Source organism: Flavobacterium sp. CF136 (genome assembly GCF_000282055.1).
Classification (GTDB): Bacteria; Bacteroidota; Bacteroidia; order Flavobacteriales; family Flavobacteriaceae; genus Flavobacterium.
In genome coordinates, this window is sequence record NZ_AKJZ01000021.1 from 1 (window position 1) to 22,467 (window position 22,467).

Below are 22,467 nucleotides of genomic sequence, written 5' to 3' on the forward strand. Positions count from 1 at the left end.
CTTCGACTCCGCTCAGGATGACAATGATTTCTGGAAGTAGAAAAATGTTTTACTCAAATTTATATTTTTTAATCTATTTGTTTTATACCAAATAAGAGTTTCAATCAACTAAACGGGTCTTTTATTTGATTTTAAAAGAAACTCCCTCTACATGTTCCCCTATAAAGAATCTGGCCATATCAGAAGTTTTATACCATTTTGGCTTTCCTTTCATTTCATCATGTATCAGAACTCCGTTTATCTTAAGGTTTTCAAATGTAACATTCTTAATTTTTCTTTGCTCATTATAACCGGCAATTATAGAAAGATTTGCATTATTGCCATTATATTCAATATTACGAAACACTACATCTTCAATACCTAAGCCTGGTGCTGTACAATATTTTGTATTGTAGTATACTCTCAAATTAAGCAGTTGTCCTTCTCTAAAATCTTCTACTCTTATGTTTTCAAAAAGCACGTTTTTAGCCAGGTTATTGTCTCCTACATTGATGGCCAGACAACCCTGATAATCGACCTGCATTTCTTTCTGGTCCAGAATATCAATATTGATATAATTAAGGTTTTCAAGAACATCCGGTTTGTCACTATTGCCATGTGTCCCTATCAAAATTGGGTGACCAACATCTGCCCAAAGTGTAGAATTTTGCATGGTTACATTCTTGCATCCTCCTTTAAATCCTTTTCGGGTACCATATACAGTGGTACAATCATCAGAAGAACGAACAAAAACACCATCATAAAACACATTATTACTCGCCATTACATTCATGCCGTCTCCCCAACCAAAAAAACTGATTGTTTTGACATTGTTAATTTTTACACCATCAGATCCGCCTGTAAAACACTGCGAGGCAAAAACACCTTCTACATTTACATTTTTTGAATTAGCAACACTAATTCCAAGTTTAATTTCCTGATCAACTATTCCTCTACCCAATATATTTACATTCGAGACGCCGTCTAATGCAATCTGCCCCTTTAGTACAGTCCCGCCAGCCAAATAGACCGTTTTGTCAGAAGGTACTATTAACTTTTGATTAGGTACCTCATGAATTCCGGGTCCAAAATAGATAACATTAGGGTCTTTCGAATCCGGAATATTTTTTTCAATTGGATTAGCGAACAAATGCAGGTTATGAAAAATATCATCATTTATTTCTACCGATAAATTTGCTGGATTTGACAAGGTGAAACTTAAAGTATTTCCTTTTATTTTTGATTTTATACCATAAGATAAAGGTCTTATCCTGGCTTTATTTATCGCGCCGTTATTTGAAGTTACAGCAACCTCAACAGTTCCTGAGAAATCAAAATAGGCCATCGAAGCTTTCTGTACCGAATGTCCTGAACCTACTACTTGATCAACTTTTACTCCATATTCAAAAAGCTCTTTCCATTCTCCGCCCGGTTTCCTGACTTTTACCGAAAAATCATTATTGTGCATGGTGTTTACAATATCCTTTGTTGCATCATAAACTACTAAATCCTGAGCCGACATTTTAAAACTCATACTCAATACAAATGCTATTGCTATTATTTTTTTCACGTTCTTTTATTTTTTTAATCTTTAATTAATTTCAATTTTTACTATTTGATAAGCTAGTGCAGGCAGTTTAAAGCTTACCGTTTTTTCTTTTTTATTGTAAATTCCTTCATATACAACTCCTGCAGTATCTGTCAAAGCAGCGTTCTTTATTTTCCCTGTTACTGAAACTTTTAGAATTGAGGCTGTGTCGGCACTAAAATACATTGTTCCTTTTTCGCTTTTCAATACAGCTGAAACAATTTCATTCCCCAGATCAATGGCATAATTTCCATTAGAAATATTTTTTCCATTGCCTAGAAAAAGTGTGAAATCATCTGCTTTTTTACTGATTATACCATAGGTTCCCGTAACGGAAAATTGATTAAAATTTAATTTTTCATCAGCAGCAGTATTCGAAAAAATAAAATCTTCTTTCCCTGATTTATTGATAACATGAATCCCGGTAAATTCATTCTTCCCAAAATAATCAACCGATTGTATGTTAGTTGTATTATTCAAAGCCGGTTCGTAAATAGCCACAAAAGGTCTGTTCCATGCTTCTCCATTTTGTCTCACAATTAATGTTGGTATAGGATTATTAATGATATCATCCGGTAACAGATCATGACTCAAAGCAGTTGATTTTGGTGAAAGGACCGAAAATACTTCTCTGTCAGCTTGTCCCTGCATCCACAGATTCATGTTTACCGTTTTATCTTTTAAAACCAAATTAAATCTGCCTTTAAAATCCTGACTGGTTTCAATTGATTTTTTGTCCCACATATAGTCATAAGCCATCAAATCACCATCGCCAAAAGCTAATTTGGAAGTAGGGTTCAAATTTAATGGAGTTCCATCAGTTGCTGTCAGCTCTAAGTTTTGTCCCAGATTGTGAAAGAAATATTCATTTTTTACATTATCCCCTTTATTTTGCGTTGAACGGAAGATGTCTACATAATAACCTTCATCGGTATTATTTTTTACAATTCCCATAACCCTGCGTTGGTTGCTGTCAGTTTCAGGTTCTAAAAAAGAAACATCCGAAAAAGTAATTCCGGGAACAATTCCTTCATTAACACCACTTTTAGGATAAGCTGCATTTAAATTGAAAGCATGATTGCTTTTCATTTCCGGATATTTCGACTTCCCATTTACAATCACGGTATTGTGAGCAGGAAATTGGGTGTAATATTCGGCATATTCTATTGAAAAATAACTGGAACCATGCCCCATTTCAGGTGCTAATGGCAAACCCTGACCATATAATTCCATTGCGATTCCGTTAGAATGCATGTGATTTCCCAATGAACCTATCTGACTGATCATTAATGCCGAATTTCCTTCACCCTGACGCTGCACCAGCCAGCTGTTGTGGGGTACATAAAACAACGGATTCGTAAAATCTGTTAGTTTTCCGCCGGTAATTGTTTTATCAAATATGAATGCTTTCTCTGCAAAAAGATCCTGGAAGTTTTTCCCTGTAAATTTACCTTCGCTTGCACTATCGGTATAAATAGTCTTGTACATTTTGGTGAAATAATCCTCATCTTCCTTATTTCCATATTTTTGAGCATTTTCAATCATATATAAAATAGGCTCATTGCGTAATTTACCATAATGCCCGTCTCCAAAAGAAACCATATATTTATTAGGGTACAGGTATTGTGCACTTGACTTTACCGCCTGTTTCAATATTGGAATCTGCTTTAATAAATCAATATTAAAATTGTGGTCATAAAACTCTGCAAAAGAAATAAAATCACTCAAAACATTCATGGAATATCCCGGGCTTTCATTCCAAATTCCTGTTTTTTTATCATACCCATAATCAATCAGTTTGTTCATCGACCATTGTCTGACAGAGGTTTGGTTCATGATTTGATCCAGGTAATATTGTGCTCCTTTACCGTTTTTGTAAGCCGAATTATTTTCTAAAACCAATGCTATATGCGAAATGTGAGCTGCCTCAAGTAAATTCCAATTATTAAAACTTACTCCGTTCATTATGATTAGGTCTGCCCATTTTTGCAGAGTTTGCGCGTACAAATTCATTCGTTCAGGATGCTGTTTTTCGATATATCCATAAAGAAAATCGTATCCCTGACTTATTTCATTTAGAATGTGTTCCTGAATTACCTCAAAAGAAGTGTAGCCTGCCAGGGTTTGATGATGGCCATGGCTGAGGTCAATAGGCTCTTTACGGTAATAAATCCCTTCCAGATAGGTATCAAAAACGGAATAAGCCAGGTCTCCATAAACTTGTTCTCCGGTGTACCAATACATAAATGCAGCATCTCTGGCAATACCCATTATTTGGCGATTGATATTTTCTACAACTTTCCCTGATTTCGAAATCCCTGTCCATTCCCATTGCGCAGAACGGTCTCTGCGCTGCAGGTATAAACCACGGGGATCATCCATATACGGTAAAATATTTTCAATCTTTGGTGTTAAATAATCTGTTGTATGATTACGGGTCCCGGGATATTTTACTGTTGCAACAGGAGCTTCTCCATCGGCGTGGTCATAAGTTCCTCCATTGATATATACTTGGGTCGATTTGGTTTTCCAATACATCTGAAGCCTGGAAACCAGCCATGTCTTATCTGTTTTATAATGGTCAATATAAGGTACTAAATTATTTTTGGTCTTTGTGATAATGGCTGCTGCCCACTCTTCATTTTTTACTAATTCTTTTGTTTTTTCCAAAGACATATCTTTTCCAAAAACACGTGGATGAACTGCTCCTATATCCTGAGGAACGGGCAGGTTTTGAGATTCTGCATTACTTACAGAAAACAATAAAAAAAGAAGTATTAGGATTTTATTTTGCATGTTACTCATTTTTATTTCAGTAAGTTACAAAGAATTTGAATACTGGCTGCTGACAGCACATCAGCAGTTATTCCAGTAATCAAAACTAACTTCAAACTAACCAAAACTTGCATTTTTATTCATTTAATTTAGGAATAATGAAATGCATCGAATTATTATATTTTTTTATTATCAAACAATTTTAAATGTTTTTCAATATTACTAAGAGTATCTTTTATTTAGAATAAATTATACATCATTTTCTATAATTTATAGTTCAAAAAGACTTAAAAGCCTCTTGTGTCGAGTTTTTATTCATTTAATGAAATAATTCACTTAACTATTAATTCATAAACATCATTTTTACGGGTAGGAAAACTAATAGTATAGCCGTCAGCATCTTTAACAGCGCTGGTTTTTATTCCTTTAATCACAAATGGAAATGATGATCTTAGTATGCAATTCTCTCCGTTTACAGACTTAATTCTTGCGGATTTCAATTTTCCATCAGACCACTTTATATCCAGTTCAAAACCATTTCTTGCCCTTAAACCTGACACTTTCCCATTTTTCCAGGCTTCGGGTAATGCCGGTAATAAATGAATAAATCCGCTTTGACTCTGTAATAACATTTCTGTCATACCGGCGGTAGCTCCAAAATTCCCGTCAATTTGAAAAGGAGGATGGGCATCAAAAAAGTTGGGATAAGTACCTCCGCCAGTTACACCGCTTGCACTGCTATTAGTATATTTCAGAATATCACGAATCATTTTATAAGCATGATTTCCATCAAAAAGCCTTGCCCAAAAATTTATTTTCCATGCTTTACTCCAGCCTGTTCCTTCATCACCCCTTAATTCTAATGATTTTTTACAGGCGTTTGCAAAGTCCGGAGTCGTAATTGGTGAAATCTCAGCACCTGGATGCAAACCGAATAATTGAGAAGCATGACGCTGTTTGGGTGTAGCTTCTTCAAACTCTTTATTCCATTCCAGTAATTGGCCTTTGCTTCCTATTTTAAGAGGAAATAATTTTGCTTTCTTCACTTCTAATTCTTTACGGAAATCTTCATCAATATTCAGAATTTCTGAAGCTTTGATAAGATTGCCAAACAAATCCCTGCAAATAGACATATCCATTGTTGAGGCAACAGTTACCCCATAATTTTTACCATTAATGTGTATTTCATTCTCCGGTGACGAAGAAGGTGCTGTTACTAAATACCCGTCTTTTTCCTGTAACCAATCGAAACTAAATAAAGCAGCTTCTTTCATCACCGGATATGCTGTCTTGCGTAAAAATTCTTTGTCTCCTGTAAAAATGTAATGCTCCCAAAGATGTTGACATAACCAGTTACCTCCCATATACCAATTCGCCCAGGTTGGACTTCCATCGCCTTTGTTGCCGACAGCATTACTTAATGCCCAAATATCAGAATTATGGTGAGCTACCCATCCATTTGCATGATAATATTCTGAAGCTGCTGTTCTTCCTGTTTGAGAAAGATTTCCTATCCAATCCAGAAGCGGCTGATGCATTTCTGAAAGATTGGTTTGTTCTGCAGGCCAATAATTCATTTGTGTATTGATGTTTATCGTATAATTTGAACTCCATGGAGCACGCAGCTCTTTGTTCCAAATTCCCTGTAAATTAGCTGGCTGTCCACCGAGCCGCGATGACGAAATAAGAAGATAACGGCCGTATTGATAAAAGGTTTGTTCCAGTATTGGATCTTTTCCTCCTGCTGTATATGCCTTTAAGCGCTCATCCCAAGGAAGTACAGAAGTGTTTTTATTGGTATTTTCTTCTTCTAAATCTAAATTTACACGATTAAAATATTTCTGATAATCAGCAATATGATCCTTTTTAAGTGATTCATATTTTTGTGCGGTACTGTTTTTTATTATACTGTCGGTAATTACTTTTTCATTCTTTCCTTCGGAATCAGGGCATTTATCAAACCCATTGAAACTGGTGGCTGCAGCAAAATAAAGAATTACTTCGGTAGCATTGGTGACGTGTATTCCATTAGCATCTGTTTTTACAGAACCATCTTTAAGTGACGCTTTTAAATCCATTCTAAAACGCATTCCATTACATCCTGTTGTATCTTCCAATATTATTGGCTGACGATTTTTTTTATTGTAATAACTCGGATCTACACGAGCAGGTGCTTTTCCATCCAATACCAAACGATCATCTGCTAAAACTGAAACAGAATTAGTCAAAACACTACTAAGTTTTGCATCAAAAGTCAATGCTCCTTTTTTGGATGCTTTCATTTTAACGATCATTATATTTGCAGGTGCTGAAATGAATATTTCCCTGGAGTATTTCACTCCTTTTACTGTAAAATTTGTTGTAGAAACAGCCTGATCTAACTTCAAATCACGGTAATAATTTTGTGATTTGTCACTGCCAAAATCATGATGGATTACCAAATCACCCATTGGCAGAAAACTTTCAGAAAAATATCCCTGCATTTTACGGCAAAGCTCATCCGCTTTTTGAAAATCTTCTGCATATAAGGCTTCACGAAGTGGTTGTAAATATTGATATGCTTTCGGATTTACATTTTTTTTCATTGGTCCGCCGGACCATAACGAACCTTCATTTAATTGTATCAGCTCATCTTCAACACTTCCAAACACCATAGCTCCAATACGTCCATTTCCTAATGGCAAGGCTTCAACCCATTGAGCAGCCGGTTTATCATACCATAATTTAATATTTTTTTGTGCCTGAGCGGTTAACCCGGTAATTACAACAATGGTAAATAATATTAATTTTTTCATTTTATTTTTTTAACTATTCTATAACTGTTCCCGTTACTTCTATTTCTCCCAGCTTAGCATTTTCAGGTTTTTCAAAACTAACACGTATAACGCCGCCTGTTATTCCTTGCAGGACAATCTCTTTTGAACTTATTTTCTCCTGATTATTTACAAAATCGCCAACCAGTTTCCAGTCTTTACTGTTTTCTGAGACCTCAACCCTAAAACGATAAACATCTTCTATGGGAAAAGTAAGATTGATTTTCAATAACGATAATCGTTTTTCGGTGTCCAGTATCCAGTAAGGATTACCATCATTAGGAAGGGGTTGCCACCAGCTTTTTTTGTTACCATCTGCAGCAAAGCCTGTTGGATGATTACTATTGAACGAACTGGCAAAAGTTGGGTTGTTTTGACCAAATTGTTGTGGTATTTTGGAATTAACCTGTCTGGTAAAACGCAAATAGGGATGCTCTGCAACTTTTGGAGTCACTCCTTCCACATACGGTATTTCTCCTTTAAAGTCTATTGTTACTTCAGCAGGTAAAAGTCCTGGAGAAGTGGCACGTATAACTGCTTTATTGGCATACCATGAACGGCATTCGATAGCTGCCTGACCATCTAAAATTCGGATATCGCTTTTTTCTTCAAATTTAATGGTGCTTCCCGTAGGAAATTCGGCTGAACCTGAAATTACCTGCAGTTCTACCGGTGGGTTATTACTAATTGCATTCCCTGCAGCATCTAAAACTGTTACTAATAATTTCACATCTTCTGTTCCATCCGTTTTTGAGGTCAGGCGGTCAGCTTCAAGACGCAACCGGACTGGCACACCTTGTTTCGGCCACTCAGGAGGGGCAATATGGGCATATTCGTTGCGATACCAATACCATGCTCTTTTTGGAATTCGGAAATAATCTACGAGTCCCATTTTTCCCAAACGGGAACCTGCAATCGAACCGTGGTCAAAACCGCACCAAATGGCCTGCCCGCTTCTCCATTCGTGTATTGCTTCTCCATTTTCCCTGGATAAGTCTCCCCATCCGGGTTCATAGTTACCCGGTCGGTCAGCAGTTGTACTTCCATACTCCGAAACTAATGAAGGGAAGCCCGGGTTTTGAAATGCAGGAATCGTTCCTCCATCTCCATTATAACCTGCCACATCTCCAATATTATCAATACGCGTTTCATCTAACGGTCGTTGAGATCCTCCTATTGCCGCCGCTCTTGTAGGGTCTGCTTCGTGAGAAACAGCAACCAGTTCTTTCAGCAAATTGCGCATGGCAGGAACTGTTTTTGTTGCCGTAAAAAAAGGCTCATTAGACATACTCCACGCAATAACGGAAGGATTGTTTCTATTTATTCTGATCATTTCGCGCAACTCGTTTTTAATACTTGCTTCAAAGGAATCAATATCGGCTTCTTTAGTCGGATATGCACTGGAATTCCAATAGCCTTCCGGCGTACTGGCACTACCGCCAATTCCCCAAAACGGGTTTTCAGACCAAAATAGCATTCCTAAACGATCACAAGCTTCAACAAAAGCAGGATCGTGTGGATAATGTGACCCTCGGATAAAATTGAAACCCGCATCCTTCATCATTTTCACATCTCTGTAAAATCCGGCATTTGTAACCGCATCTCCCCATCCTGCATGATCCTGATGAACATTTGCCCCCAATAAATAAACATGCTTTCCATTGAGAAAAAAACCTTTGTCTGCAGTCCATTTAACGGAACGAATACCAAAATCTGTATGAAATTCATCCTGTTTCTTTCCATTAATATAAACCATTGAAACGGCTGTATATAAATCAGGATGTTCTGTGTCCCAAAGCATTGGATTTAATAATACAGGAGAGGTTTGATTGAAAACTGCCAAAGTTCCAGCATCTAAATTCCTGGAAGACATAAATGAAGCTACTTTTTTACCTTTGGGGGAGAGGATAATTGTTTTTAACTTTACAGAAGCAGTGGAATTACTGTTGTTTTCGATTTCCGTTTTAACATTCACTTTTGCCTTTTCATGGGTTACTTCTGGAGTGCTTACGAAGGTTCCGTTCCAGGAAACATGAACAGCCGAAGTCGACACTAAATATACATCACGGTACAAACCTCCCGAAAAAACATGCTCCCCTGCACGAGGTGCCAGACCAGAATCCCAGATATTGTTTAAACGAACAGCTACCGTATTTTTACCAAAATTTATTGCCTTTGTTATATCGATGGAAAAACCGGTATATCCTCCTTTGTGTCTGCCAACTTTCTTTCCATTTACAAAAATCTCAGCATCCTGAAAAGCTCCTTCAAATTCAAGAAAAATACTTTTCCCCTGATAAGAAACCGGAACATCAAATTGCTTTCTGTACCAGCCATACCCTGTATAAAAGTCCGGCGACATAAAATAAGGAGTGCTGAAAGAATGTGGCAAACCAATATTTTGCCATTGCGTATCGTTGAATTTTGGTTCCTCAGCTCCTTTATAATCTCCCAATTGAAATTTCCAGTCACGGTTAAAATTCAATTTTTCTCGTTGAAAACCGGTCTTTTGAGCCAAAAGCAGTACAGGGGCAAGTAACAATAAAATCCATTTTTTCATTTTTAATTTTCTAATTTAAATTTCTATCTGAAATTATTTGTTTTAAATCTTATCAATATTATCAATAATTAATTTTATTTAAGATAAATCATAACCTATTTACTATAAATTATAGCTCAAAAGGGCACGTGACTATTTCAAAATAAATATTTGATCATTTTATTACATCTCCAAACTATTAACATAATTAATATCTGTTTTTTTATTGGGAAATATAATAGCCTTCCCTATTTATAAATAAAAAAACCGGCTCAAGTATTCACAAGAGCCAGCTTTTTCATCAATTAACTTTTTTTATTGTTTAATAACCTTCTTCATAATAATATTATCTCCGTTTATAATGTGCAATATATAAATACCGGATGGCAATCCTTCAAAAGACATTTCCTGTAAAGTATTTGTCAATCGCTGAGATTTTATTTTCATGCCTAAGGCATTGTATAATTCAAGTTTTGCACCGGTATATACTTCATTTACCTTTATATTTAATGTATTTACAACCGGAACAGGATAAATAACGGTTTCACTTGTTTCCTTAAGTTCAGTTTCTCTATTTGTAATACCAAGTGTTGCAGTACTTTCAGCAATCTCAGAAGCACTTAATGCTCTGCTGTAGATCTTGAATTCATCAATCGCTCCTTTAAACATAGGGTCGTTCCATTGGGATTTTCCCAAATAATTTTGATTAGTACTACCTATTGCTGACGGTTTTATAGTAATGCTTGTAGTAGTTGCGACTAAAGCACCATTGATATATATACTACAGGTATTTCCTGACTGGGTAACGGCAAAATGTGTCCAGGTATTAAGCGGAGTAGCAAAATTATAAGTTATTCCCTGTTCAGAGCTACCATTTTTAATGGCATAACGAATTGAGCCTGCTGTTCCTGTCTGAACTGAAAAGAACAGGTATTTTGAAGTACCGGTACCAAAGTCAAATATTCGCATCCAGTTTGCCAGGGCATCCATTTTTACCCAGGCCGAAATAGTAAAATCATTCAATGTGCTTACAATCCCTGTCGGAAGCGTAGCATAAGAATTGGCTGTACCATCCAGCTGAAGGGCTTTGCCATATTTCCCGATACTACGGCTTGCTGTACTTGCCAATGTTCCGTGATTTGCACCCCAGCTATCAATACCTTGTGTACCGCTTATTTCATCAAATTTCAGGTATGTAAACTGCCCAACATTAGGCTTTGCTGCCACCTCTGTACTATTTGGATTTTCCCCAATAGCATCCACAGAAGAAACTACATAATAATAAGTATTCCCATTAGTAACAGCTGTATCCGTATATTTTGTTCCGGCAGCAGTTCCTATAACAGTATAAGGTCCTCCTGAAGTTATTGAACGCTTGATCTTATAACTAAAATCCTGAATAGCCTTCCATTCAATAATGTTTTTAGCATCTCCAGAAGCAACAATAACACCCTCTACTGTTGTACTCTGCACTGTTAATGTTAGAGTTGCTGTACCGGTAGTACTACCATTTGAGGCCGTTAACGCAATACTGAACACACCCGATTCTGTAGATGTTCCGGATATTATACCTGTATTGGTATTAATAGTTAAACCTGCAGGAAGTCCCGTAGCAGTAAAACTATTTGGAGATTTGATAGCTGTAATAGTATACGTATAGGATCTGTTAATCAGAGTTATATCTGTCGAAGCACTCGTAATGACAACAGGCAGGGTACGGTCATCCAATAATTGGACATCGTTACCTGTTCCTCCTTTATAAGTAATACGGAAATCATAACCTCCAACGCTTATCAGAGCCATTTCCGGTAAATCCTTAAATGTTCCCGTTATTGAGCCTGTCCCGGTATTATCCAAAATGGTGAATGCTGTTCCAGATGGCAATGCTCCCGAACCAATGTTGTTCAATATTAATTTAGATTGGTTTAAAGAAATATTAGCTGCAATTACCTTGTCACAAGTAGCTGCCGAATTATTCACATCAACTTTATAAGTAGCATCGGTATTAAGTGTAGCAAGTCCTGTTGTAGTGAAGGTACCGATTGTTCCGTCAGCACCGGGTACTAATATAGCACCTGTACCTGAGCCTGTACCAATTGTTACTGTATTTGTAGCTTTTCCATTTCCTCCCAATGCTCCGCTCTGAGCAATAATAGGACTATTATATGTACCTGTTGAACCATTATTATTCAATAAAAATGTTCCGTTTAATATAGTAGTCGCTCCGCCAAAAGTGCTGTTTCCTGAAAAAGTCAAGGTTCCTGTTCCAACTTTTTCTACTGATAATGTTCCTGATGCATTGGCCATTGTTCCACTAAAATTGGTATTGGTATTCAACGCCCCGATTCTGATAACAGGTGTTCCTGCAACATTGCAGCGAATCCCGCCTCTTCCTGAAAGTGAGCCAAATTCAAGCGCTCCGGAAGTAAACATAATTCTGTGACAATCGACACCTTGTGCGTCTAAAAGCCATGCCGCATTTGCACTTCCTGATTCAGGAACCATAAATGACATACGATGGTTACCACTTCTTAATTTGGTAATGAATGTACCTGTAAAACCACTATTATTCCCGTAAAGGCTAATATTGGCATAGTTATCTGATCCATCATTGGTAAATGTACCTCCTCCTAATAGTTTTCCATATAAATTTAAAGGTCCCTGACGCTCGTAAAAGAAACCATTTTTACCTGTTGCTACTTCGATGTCATTGTATAAAGTGGCAGTTGCTGTATTTATGCCTGTGTATAATGCACCGCCGTCCATGATGATTTTTCCTGTTCCTAAAGGACCGGCAGTAGGAATACCAGAAGTACCTGTTCCAATACCCAATACCTGAATACCATCGGTTGAGCCCCATCTATATCCGGTTGTCCCTCTAATTATTGTATTGCCTGAATACGTATTCGCTCCAGACATTATAAGTGCTGATGTTCCTGTTTTAAGTAAACTTCCTGTTCCGCTTACAATACCGCTAAGTTCCAAACTATTGTTTTTTGAATTTACATTCAGTTGTCCGTCTAAAACAATAGGTAAACTTAGTGTTTGATTTTGGGTTGAATTATTAATTAAATCACTTTTCAGGTTAATACTGTTTCCTCCAATAGTGTAGTTAACAGCATCCTCGGCAAACATGATTCTTGAAGCAGTTAAGCCTGTTACATCATTGCTAATCGCACTTGTTTCCGTATTTTTAAAAGTCAAAACGGCCGGACTTACCGGAACAGCATTTTCTACCCAGTTAGCCGCAGTATTAAAGCCATTACCTGCAGGCTCACTACCCCAGGTTGAACTGATTGTACCGGGATTACCAAATACTTCTGATGAAATTGTGCTTTCTAAAGTAGTTCCTTTTGAAGTAATCACATAGTAATAAGCAGTGCCATTTGTAACATTATTATCGGTATAGGCGTTGCTTGAAACTGAAGCAATTTCAGTATAAGGTCCACCACTGGTCATAGCACGTTTTATTTTATATGTTGATGCTCCATCTGCAACATCCCATGTTAAACTAACCTGACCATTGTTACTTACAGCAACAAGATTGGATGGTACTGCAGGAGGAACAGATCCAAATACCTCATTGGATACTGCACTTTCGTTTTCACCTATTAAAGCAGTGACTACATAATAATTATTAACTTCATAAGCAGGCGCCGGGTCAATAAATGAATTCCCTGTAATATTTGTTTGAATAGCTGTATATGGACCTCCGGAGGTTAATGAGCGTTTAACGGAATAGCTCGTTGCATTAGCTGTTGCGGTCCATGTAAGTTTAATGGCAGAATTAGCAGAACTTACCGCTAAATTGTTAATAGCAACTGGAGCCTGATTACTCATAACATCAATAACAAGTGCGGCTTTTCCTGTCCCATTGGCATTAGTAGCTTCTAAAAGCACTACATTTTTACCAACAGTAACAGGTGTTCCGGAAATAACACCGGTCGCAGAATCAATAGTTAAACCATCAGGTAAAGCTGTTGCAGCATAAGTTGTTGGAGAACCATTGGCAGCAACATTAAAATTAAAGGCTGTTCCTAAAGTTCCTGTTGCCGAAGTTGCACTATTGATTTCAGGTGAACCAACAGGAAAGGTATTATTGATAGCCACATTGCTAAACGTAGCTGTGTTTAATGCTGAAGTATTTCTTGATGCTGTATAAAAACCAATATAGGCATCAGCAGGAAGTGGAATGATGAACAAAGCAATATTTGTCCATGTGTTTCCATCTGCCGAATGATAAGCAAATACTCTGTTTCCAACTCGTTCCAATTTGAGCCACCATGATGAACTCGTGCTGTAATGGGTATAGCCACCATTTGAAGCTGTAGCTCCCAAACCGCTTACATTGATTGTTCCCGGCGGATTAAAATTGATAGATACATAGTTTGATGTAGTAGACAGCGATTCACGGATCATCAATCCTGACACCGCATTACTAATAGAATTATTTTCAATTTTAGCTACGATGGCCGCATCCCCTTTTACAGGTTTAAAAGTAAAATTATTGGAGCTGGCAGCTGATGAACCTGCTCCCTTCACTGTCCAGGTTCCTGCGTTGGAAGTAACACTTCCTTTAATACCGGTAATGCCAATATCTGTATTGCTAAAATAGCTTGACGGCACAGCACTTTCAGAAGGATAAACAATCGGAGTCATGGCTGTTGCCGTTGAATTATCCGAAGATTTTAAGTATAAGAATGACCATGCCCCTTCACCAACTAATGTACGCATCTGATCCGTATATGGAGTTGGAATACCTTTACGGAGTGAATAGGCTGCCTGTATAATATTATTGAATGGATGTTGTTTACGAGAGCCTGTCGCTATTCCCCAACCATTAGTCCAATATACTGAGTATCCACCATAAGGTGTAAAAGTCAGTCCTGTCGGATCTATCGCATAATGATTATATAGTTCCCCAACTGCTAAAAGGCGATTGTTCATTTCGGCAAACATATCCACCCCTTGTTTAAAAGCAACTTCGGCATCCCAGGTCAGTGCCCAGGCCTGCCCAAACCAGTGATCATCACGACCCGAATCACCTACTTGTCCTGATGGCAAGCTATTACGCAAAGCAGCACCCGCTTCCATTCTGTATGATTCTATGGATTGATTCCACTTTACTTCATCATCTAAAAAAGCAGCTATACCCAAGGCAATTTGTAATTGGATTGCTCCTTTATTACAATCTCTCAGCGGATTAGGAACCCAGGAAGCAGGATATAGTACATTGGCAAAATAATTATTCACATGTGTCGTATTATCGGCCGTCCACCCGGGATAGGTACTCTTTAAAATATCGGCAGCGGTTATAAAATACGGCGCATAATCACCAATATCCAGCATATTCTCTCCACCACCCCAAGTGGTATTGGTTACAGCCCAGGCGTCTAATATTTGAGTAGCTTTGGCAGCATAGGCAGTGTCTCCTGTAAAAACATACATAAAAGTTAAGTTGTGAATAGCAACCATGTCTATTTTCCATGGGCTATTGTTCAGATCCGGTGAACGTGTTACTGTTGCAAATGGTCCTCTCATAGTGAAAGAAAGTTGAGATCTGTAATCGTCTTTTAATGCATTATAACCTGAAAGCCAAGGTTCTTTGGTAATATTTACTTTCAACTGATCCAAATCAGATTGAGTAAAAGGAATACCCGGATGGACAAATGTCTTTTGCGCTGAAATAGTCTGGATAAACCCAAAAAACAGCAGCAAGATTCCAACTAATGAAATTGAATTGAATTTTCTCATTGATTTAAAAAGTATAAAATTTGTGAAGTTTCGAACTATGTATTTACTGTTTCCCTTCTGAAAATAGTAAATAAGAGTTGTTTGATTTTTTCATGTCCTCAATAAAAGTGGTAAATGGGACTGAAAAACGTAAATTAAAATCGTGGTATTTTTAATTTACAAGCCTATTCATTAAACGTTTAATCCATAATTTAAACATACATTAAACTGGATTCATAATATTTTCTTTAATGAATTAAATGAAGCTTTGAGAGGACTTCTTCCGGATCAATATCTATCAGTTGTAAAAGATAATATAAGCCAGTCTTACGACACAAAATATCCTGTCTTTTTGAAAAAAAAGGATAATGAGGATAAAATATAGTAGTTTTTATTTCATAGCATAATAGTCTATATTAGGTTTGGGTTAGATAATTAAAATCTTAAGATTAATTAAAAATCCTTGGTGCAATCAAATAAAACAATCACAACCAAGGATTTAACTACAAGCATATTATATTTTTTTCCGCAGAGCTCTATTTCTGCTATATTTAACTGATTAAAGTGTTTGAAATTACAGTTTGATTCCAGGCATAAACAGGCAATACTGAAATATCGGCAAGCAAAGTGCCTCCTCCTTCGCGTGATCGTCTTTAATCCCTTTTACCATTTTAAACATTAACTATAAAAAACTAATTTTTAACCAATTTTATATAGGATACCCAGAAGTAGTTATTAGCTGTCAGATTACCTAAGAAACCGATAGAAACCACTTGAGGAGAAGTGATATTAAACGTTAAAGTTTTAGTTTCCGTAGCGCGAGGCTGACTCGTTCCAACAACTGCTGGATTAGGAAGCGCCACTGAGGCTATTGCTGTAGAAAGATTCGCCAAAACAGGAATACCAGTTCCACCTGCAGCTACCACACAATAAACTGAAGAATTAGTCTGAATTTCAGAGTAAACTTTAAATGTTATAGTATAACTCCCTACTGACAAAGGCATCGAAGTAGGCTGATATATTATTCCATCAATAATAGGAGTATTCCCATAAGTTTCCCAACAGATATTACCTACAACATTATCTGCCTTATCAGCAGTATATCCTCCATAAGTACCTGATTTATTTTTTCCTGCTGCATTGGTAATCCATGGTGCGGCAAGAGTTCCCCATCTGCCACTTACGCTTGATTGAGTGAAACCAGGCCCGGTATTTTTTAAAAAATATGGTGTAAGATCACCAGCTGCATTTGGATTTACTATTGGTGAAGTACTCGAAATGGTTAAACCTCCCATTGTAATTGAAATAAAACCAGTAGCATAGTTTGCCGGTGCCATCACAGTAATCTTATTGTCTGCAATGGTTTGTATCGTTGCTGGAGTTCCGCTAAAACTTACCGCTACTTTTGATGCATCGGTGCCAAAATTAACTCCATTAATAGTTACAATATCAACTTCAGGTAAAGCAACAGGATTCAACGCATTAGCTGAAACAACTGATGTGATTGCCGGAGCGGGCAAAACTGTAAATGATCCTATAGTCCCACTGTCATGAGTCCATATCTTAAGGGTTACATCAGCTGACACTGCATTAGTTGGAACCTGAACGACAATTTTAGTGTCTTCACAAGACACGACGTTAGCCAAAATAGTTCCAAAATATATTTTTACAGCATTTTTTAAAACACCGAAATCTTTACCCGTTATGGTAACATTTATCCCTGGATATCCAGCTTGAGTACTCATTCCGGTAACAGTCTGCTCCGGATATTCATATATTTTAAAATTTGCATCCTCTTCACAACTGCTAAATGCAATTAAGCAAATTGCAAACAGCATAAAACTGATACTGAGTTTATATAATAATTTCATATTTTTAAAATTAAGTTATCTGATTTTATTTTGTTATAAAAGCTGGCAGGATCAAAGAATAATCTACCGGCCAGCTTTATCATATTAATAACCAGGGTTTTGTTTAAGATTAGGATTTAAATTACGTTGGCCTTGAGGTATTGGCCACAAATAATTTTTCTTTGAAAAAACACGGTTTGTCTTACCGTCTATAACAATACATTTCAAAGGTCCCTTACCTGTATTGACAATTTCTTCACCCCAAACATAAGTTGATGGTTTATATGCTGCAGTCGCAGCACCGGTAGCATCTCTATAAGGGGTAGTATATGACGCATCTCCTACTACCTGACCACAAGTAGACTGATTAAGTTCTGCTTCGGCAATGCCCCAACGTTTCAAATCGTCATAACGGAATCCTTCACGGTACAATTCTAAAGTGCGTTCCCTTCTTATTTCTTCTTTCATACTCAATCCATTAGTCGTAACCAACGCATTAGTCAAAGGAGCAACACCTGCTCTGGACCTGATTTTATTGATTGACAGATTCAAATCAGCATCTGAAATGGTTCCGTCTTTTTCAAACAAAGCTTCTGCGTACATTAAATATACTTCTGCTAATCTAATAATCGGATAATTGGCAGATTCCTGATTGGCATTTCTGTAAGTACCATATTTATAAGCAATAAATTTTCTGTTTCCGTAACCACCGCCGCCATTTACTAAAGATGCGGTTGTAGGTGCAGCTCCCATATATCCTAATATTCTTAAATCCCTGTTTTTAAATTCATCTCCCACGGCATGATATCCCTGGAATAATGGAGATTTGGAAGGCGGCAACCCATCGGTGCATAAAAACATATCCATCATTTTTCGGCTGTTACCTGCATTCCCTGAGGTTAGTGATAAATTTTGATTCCCTGTTCTTAAGGTTACATCATACACTCCATAAAGAATAAACTCATTATTACTGGCTTTAGTCAAGCCTCCGGGATTACTCCCCGCATCTTCCAGATTAAACAAATAGTAATAACTCTCGTTTATCATTCCTGCAGTACTATTATAATTCCACAAGGAATATCCTCCATTATCCATTATTTCTTTACACAAACTGGCAGCATCTGCTAAAAAGGTATTGACCTGATCTGAAGCAGGGCCTGCAGAACCATCGAAATCTGTAGATGTACCATTGTATTTTCTCCAGGTAGCCTCATATAATTCTACCTCAGCTTTTAATGCTTTCGCAGCCCATTTACTAATACGTCCTTTATCTGTAGGTGTAATTGCTGATTCCAGGGGCAAATTTGCTATTGCTTTATCCAAATCGGATAAAATCTGAGTAACAACCTCATATCTGCTATTGCGGGGTGCATACAATTCAGGAGAGTCAACAGTTAGAGCTTCACCAACAATAGGCACACCTCCAAAAAATTTTAACAAAGAATAATAAGCATTTGCCCTAAAGAAATAAGCCTCAGAAATATAGGGTGCAATATCATTTTTATTACCCGGATAAGCTGCTTCTTTAGATAACAGGATATTAGTTTTACGTATCCATGCATATGGATTAGTCCAGCGGGCATCACCAGCCCCTACACCTATTGTACCACGTCCGACATCTGCTTGGAAATTGAAATAAACTGATAGATCTGATGAAAAATCCATGTGTTGATAAATCTCATTGCCCCCGTACGGTGATCTCCAGCCCATCAATTGGCCATAAAAATCGGTAGTATACGCTTTAAAATCAGAAGCTCTAACAAAATAAGAAGCATCACTAAAAGCATCCTGAGGTTTCAAATCCAGAAAATCGTCCTGACAAGAAAAAAGACCTAATGTCAATCCTCCTATAAAAGTCATATATATTAACTTTTTCATATTGTATGTTTTTACTATTTATAAATTACTTATAAGCTTACATTTATACCAAAAGACAAGGTTCTATAATAAGGATAGCCTGCATTTTGAGAAGTTTCTCCCATCTCCGGATCATAACCGTCTTTTATTTTAGTCGCTTCCCATAAATCATTTCCTGAGAAATACACCCTAACTCTATCTAATTTAGCTCTGCTTGTAATGCTCTTTGGTAATGTATAACCAATGATTAATGATTTCAAACGGATATAAGCATTATTCTCCAACATAAAATCATTAGAAGCATAATTCCAGTTTGCCCGATTTGAATTAGTTGTTAAACGAGGGAATTCGGCATTAGGATTATCAACAGTCCAGGTTCTCCCTTCAAAATTAGTTGGCTGATTGGTAGAAAGAACCGCAAATGGATACGCTAAATAGCCTGAACGCATAATTTGCTGTTTACCAACTCCCTGAAAAAAGGCACCAAGATCAAACCCTTTGTATGAGCCTCCTAAATTGATTCCGAATATATAATGTGGATTAGCATCACCCATATACTTAAGGTCACTGGTTTTACTGCCATTCCCCGTAATAACTCCATCACCATTCAAGTCAAGTCTTTTAGTATCTCCCGGTCGTAATTGAGATGCCGTTCCAACAACAACTCTGTTCATTTCTTCTTTTCCTGCAGCATTAGCAGCATAATACGCATCAACCTCTGCCTGATCTTTAAAATACCCATCTGTTTGAAACAAGAACCAGGAATTTAATGGATATCCGTTTACATTATTTTTACCGGCACCATAAGTATCAGCACCTTCTTTATGTTTCAATAAGCTTTTGGTATCACTTATATTAAAAGAAACATTATAAGAGAAATCATTTTTGTGGTCTTTCCAGGTAATTACAGCTTCCCAACCATTTACATTCAGTTCTCCACTATTGGTTTTAGGAGCTGTAGCACCTAATACAGCCGGATAAGCAACATCTGTTAACATTCCTTTATTATCTTTTATAAAATAATCGTATGTAGCTGATAATCTATTATCAAAAAAAGCAAGATCAAGTCCTATATTTTTTTGATATACTCTTTCCCATTCTCTATCCAAACTTACTAAACCACCTCCTGCTAAAGAAGCACTTGTTTGGTTTGCCGGAGTCTGACCTAATACAGCTGTACCAAGATTAACCGTTGAAACATAATCATAATTCCCAATACCTGTATAATTCCCGGAAACTCCTGAAGAAACTCTGATTCTGCCAAAATTCCAAACAGAATTATCTTTCAGGAAACTTTCTTTACTAAATACCCATCCTAATTCGACACCCCAAAAATCCTTAAATTTATATCCCGGAGCAAAATTGGATGCTCCGTCATGACGTCCTAAAAGTGAAATAAGATATTTTTCGTCATAGTCATAATTGAATTTGGCTAAATAGGAATAGTTCCCAAATTGGCTTTTTCCTCCTCCATTGAATGAAGTTGTAGGATCTGCAGTATTTAAATCGTACACTCCCAGATCTGTAAAAAAGGCACGTGATCCGGATAAGGTTTGAATTTGTGTTTTCTCAGCGTTAACACCTGCAAGGGCTGAAAAATGATGATATCCATTAAACGTTTTATTATATCTCAGCAAAGCCGAATAATACTGATAAAAAGAATTGTAGTCTCTTGAAGTATATCCTGGATTACTTGCACTCTGAATTGTATTGGAAAGATTCTCAACAGATTTATTTCCATACCAATCGTACAATTGAACTGGTATTATATAACGCTCCTGATTAAAATCTTCTTTCTGATATGAAACCAATCCTTCTAAATCCAATCCTTTTAATATATTGAAAGTAGCTTTAAAATCTAACCTGCTGGTCAAAGACTTTCTATTATCTCTACCACCATCAGTTGTTGCTGCCGCAGAATTCCTGTTCCCTACGTTTCCAAAATTGGCATTCCATTGCCCATACGGATTTTTAGCAGGAAAGAAAGGCATATCCTGAGCATATAATGCTGCATCGAGTCCCACAGAAGGTGTTTGTGTAATAGCATTTATAAAGCTGATACCCGTTTCTAATTTTATTCTATCCGATAATTTATAATCATAATTAAAGCGTGCATTATACTGTTTTTGGCCATCATAAGCCGTTGCCAGATTTCCCTGATTATCAGCATATCCAAGAGAGAGACGATAACCTGAAGTCTCTGTTTTATTGGAAATACTTAAATTATGCTGGTACGAAAATCGTTGTGCAAACATTTCATCGATACGATTCCCTTTCCCGATAAATACATCTCCCCAAAATTGAGTCGGATAAATTCCCTCAACCCCGGCTGCCATTTTTTCCATGTTTTCCTTAGTACTCCAACCCCACCAGTTTGGTGTTGTTTCTTCTGCATTAGCAGCGAGCCATAAAGAGGCATATTGTTGTGATGTTGCTGAATAATTTGTAATTCCATTTTGTGTAAAACGTAAATTACTGCTATAATCTATTTTCACTTTTCCTTTCCCTTTTTTAGTAGTAACCAGGATTACTCCATTAGCAGCACGAGATCCATAAATAGCTGCCGAAGCATCTTTTAATACACTGATACTTTCGATATCATCCGGATTCATATTCTGGAAAGAAAAATAATTAATTGCAGGAACTCCATCTATAACTACCAGCGGTGTGCCACCATTGATAGAAGTTGCTCCACGTATCTGAAAAGCAATTCCTTCATTGCCCGGTCTTGAAGAAGTTCTGGTTACCATTAATCCCGGTGTTTGTCCTTGTAATGCCAAACCAACATTAGTCACGGCCCTGTCTTCAAAAACTTTACTGGTAATTTGCTCAACGGCTCCGGTTATTACGGCTTTCTTTTGAGTTCCATACCCCACAACCACAACTTCGTTCAATGATGAAACATCAATTACTAAAGTGACATTGATAGTTTTTTGGGAATCTACACGAACTTCTTTAATTTTATAACCCACAGAACTAAAAACCAGTACTGCATCAGAAGAATCTACATTAATACTGTAGCTTCCGTCAAAATCGGTAGTAACACCTCCTTTTACTCCTTTTACTGCAACATTTACTCCGGGAATTCCTAAATTATCTTCTGCAGAAACTACTTTTCCTGTTATTGTTATTTGTTGCGTTGTTTTATTTTGCAAATCGTTCCCTGAAAAATTTACCTCAGTTGTGTTTAAAGCAAACAATTGGGAAGAAAAGCAAATAAGAAAAGACAAGACCAAGGATGGTTTAAACCTGGTCCAAATATTCTTTTTCTTCAAGACATTTATTTTCATAATGAATTGTTTTTGTTGTTATTAATTAAATTTGTTTTTGGCT

At 36.9% G+C, this 22,467-nt stretch carries 8 protein-coding genes; all 8 read right to left on the reverse strand.

The genetic code is table 11. From position 1 onward, the window contains the following. Positions 1-121 precede the first annotated feature (121 nt). A complete protein-coding gene (locus PMI10_RS08980; RefSeq protein ID WP_007806909.1) occupies positions 122-1,549 on the reverse strand; it encodes a glycosyl hydrolase family 28 protein in 1,428 nt (475 codons plus the stop codon). 21 nt (positions 1,550-1,570) lie between these two features. Next, positions 1,571-4,363 (reverse strand): heparinase II/III domain-containing protein, encoded by a 2,793-nt coding sequence (locus PMI10_RS08985; protein ID WP_007806910.1) that lies wholly within the window; start codon positions 4,361-4,363, stop codon positions 1,571-1,573. Between the two features lie 311 nt (positions 4,364-4,674). Then, positions 4,675-7,137: a glycoside hydrolase family 95 protein gene (locus tag PMI10_RS08990; RefSeq protein WP_007806911.1), complete on the reverse strand. Its 2,463-nt coding sequence runs from the start codon at positions 7,135-7,137 to the stop codon at positions 4,675-4,677. Between the two features lie 13 nt (positions 7,138-7,150). Continuing rightward, positions 7,151-9,715, reverse strand: coding sequence for a glycoside hydrolase family 2 protein (locus PMI10_RS08995; protein WP_007806912.1), 2,565 nt, complete (start codon positions 9,713-9,715; stop codon positions 7,151-7,153). 294 nt (positions 9,716-10,009) lie between these two features. Then, entirely contained in the window at positions 10,010-15,448 is a 5,439-nt protein-coding gene (locus tag PMI10_RS09000; RefSeq protein ID WP_007806913.1) for a LamG-like jellyroll fold domain-containing protein, read from the reverse strand. Between the two features lie 671 nt (positions 15,449-16,119). After that, complete coding sequence (locus tag PMI10_RS21650) at positions 16,120-17,298, reverse strand: DUF5013 domain-containing protein (RefSeq protein WP_007806914.1); 1,179 nt, start codon at positions 17,296-17,298, stop codon at positions 16,120-16,122. An 84-nt stretch (positions 17,299-17,382) separates the two neighbouring features. Beyond that, positions 17,383-19,155 carry a RagB/SusD family nutrient uptake outer membrane protein gene (locus PMI10_RS09010; protein WP_007806915.1) on the reverse strand — a complete coding sequence of 591 codons (1,773 nt, stop codon included), beginning with the start codon at positions 19,153-19,155 and terminating at the stop codon, positions 17,383-17,385. A gap of 29 nt (positions 19,156-19,184) precedes the next feature. Further along, a complete protein-coding gene (locus PMI10_RS09015) occupies positions 19,185-22,424 on the reverse strand; it encodes a SusC/RagA family TonB-linked outer membrane protein (RefSeq protein ID WP_007806916.1) in 3,240 nt (1,079 codons plus the stop codon). Positions 22,425-22,467 lie beyond the last annotated feature (43 nt).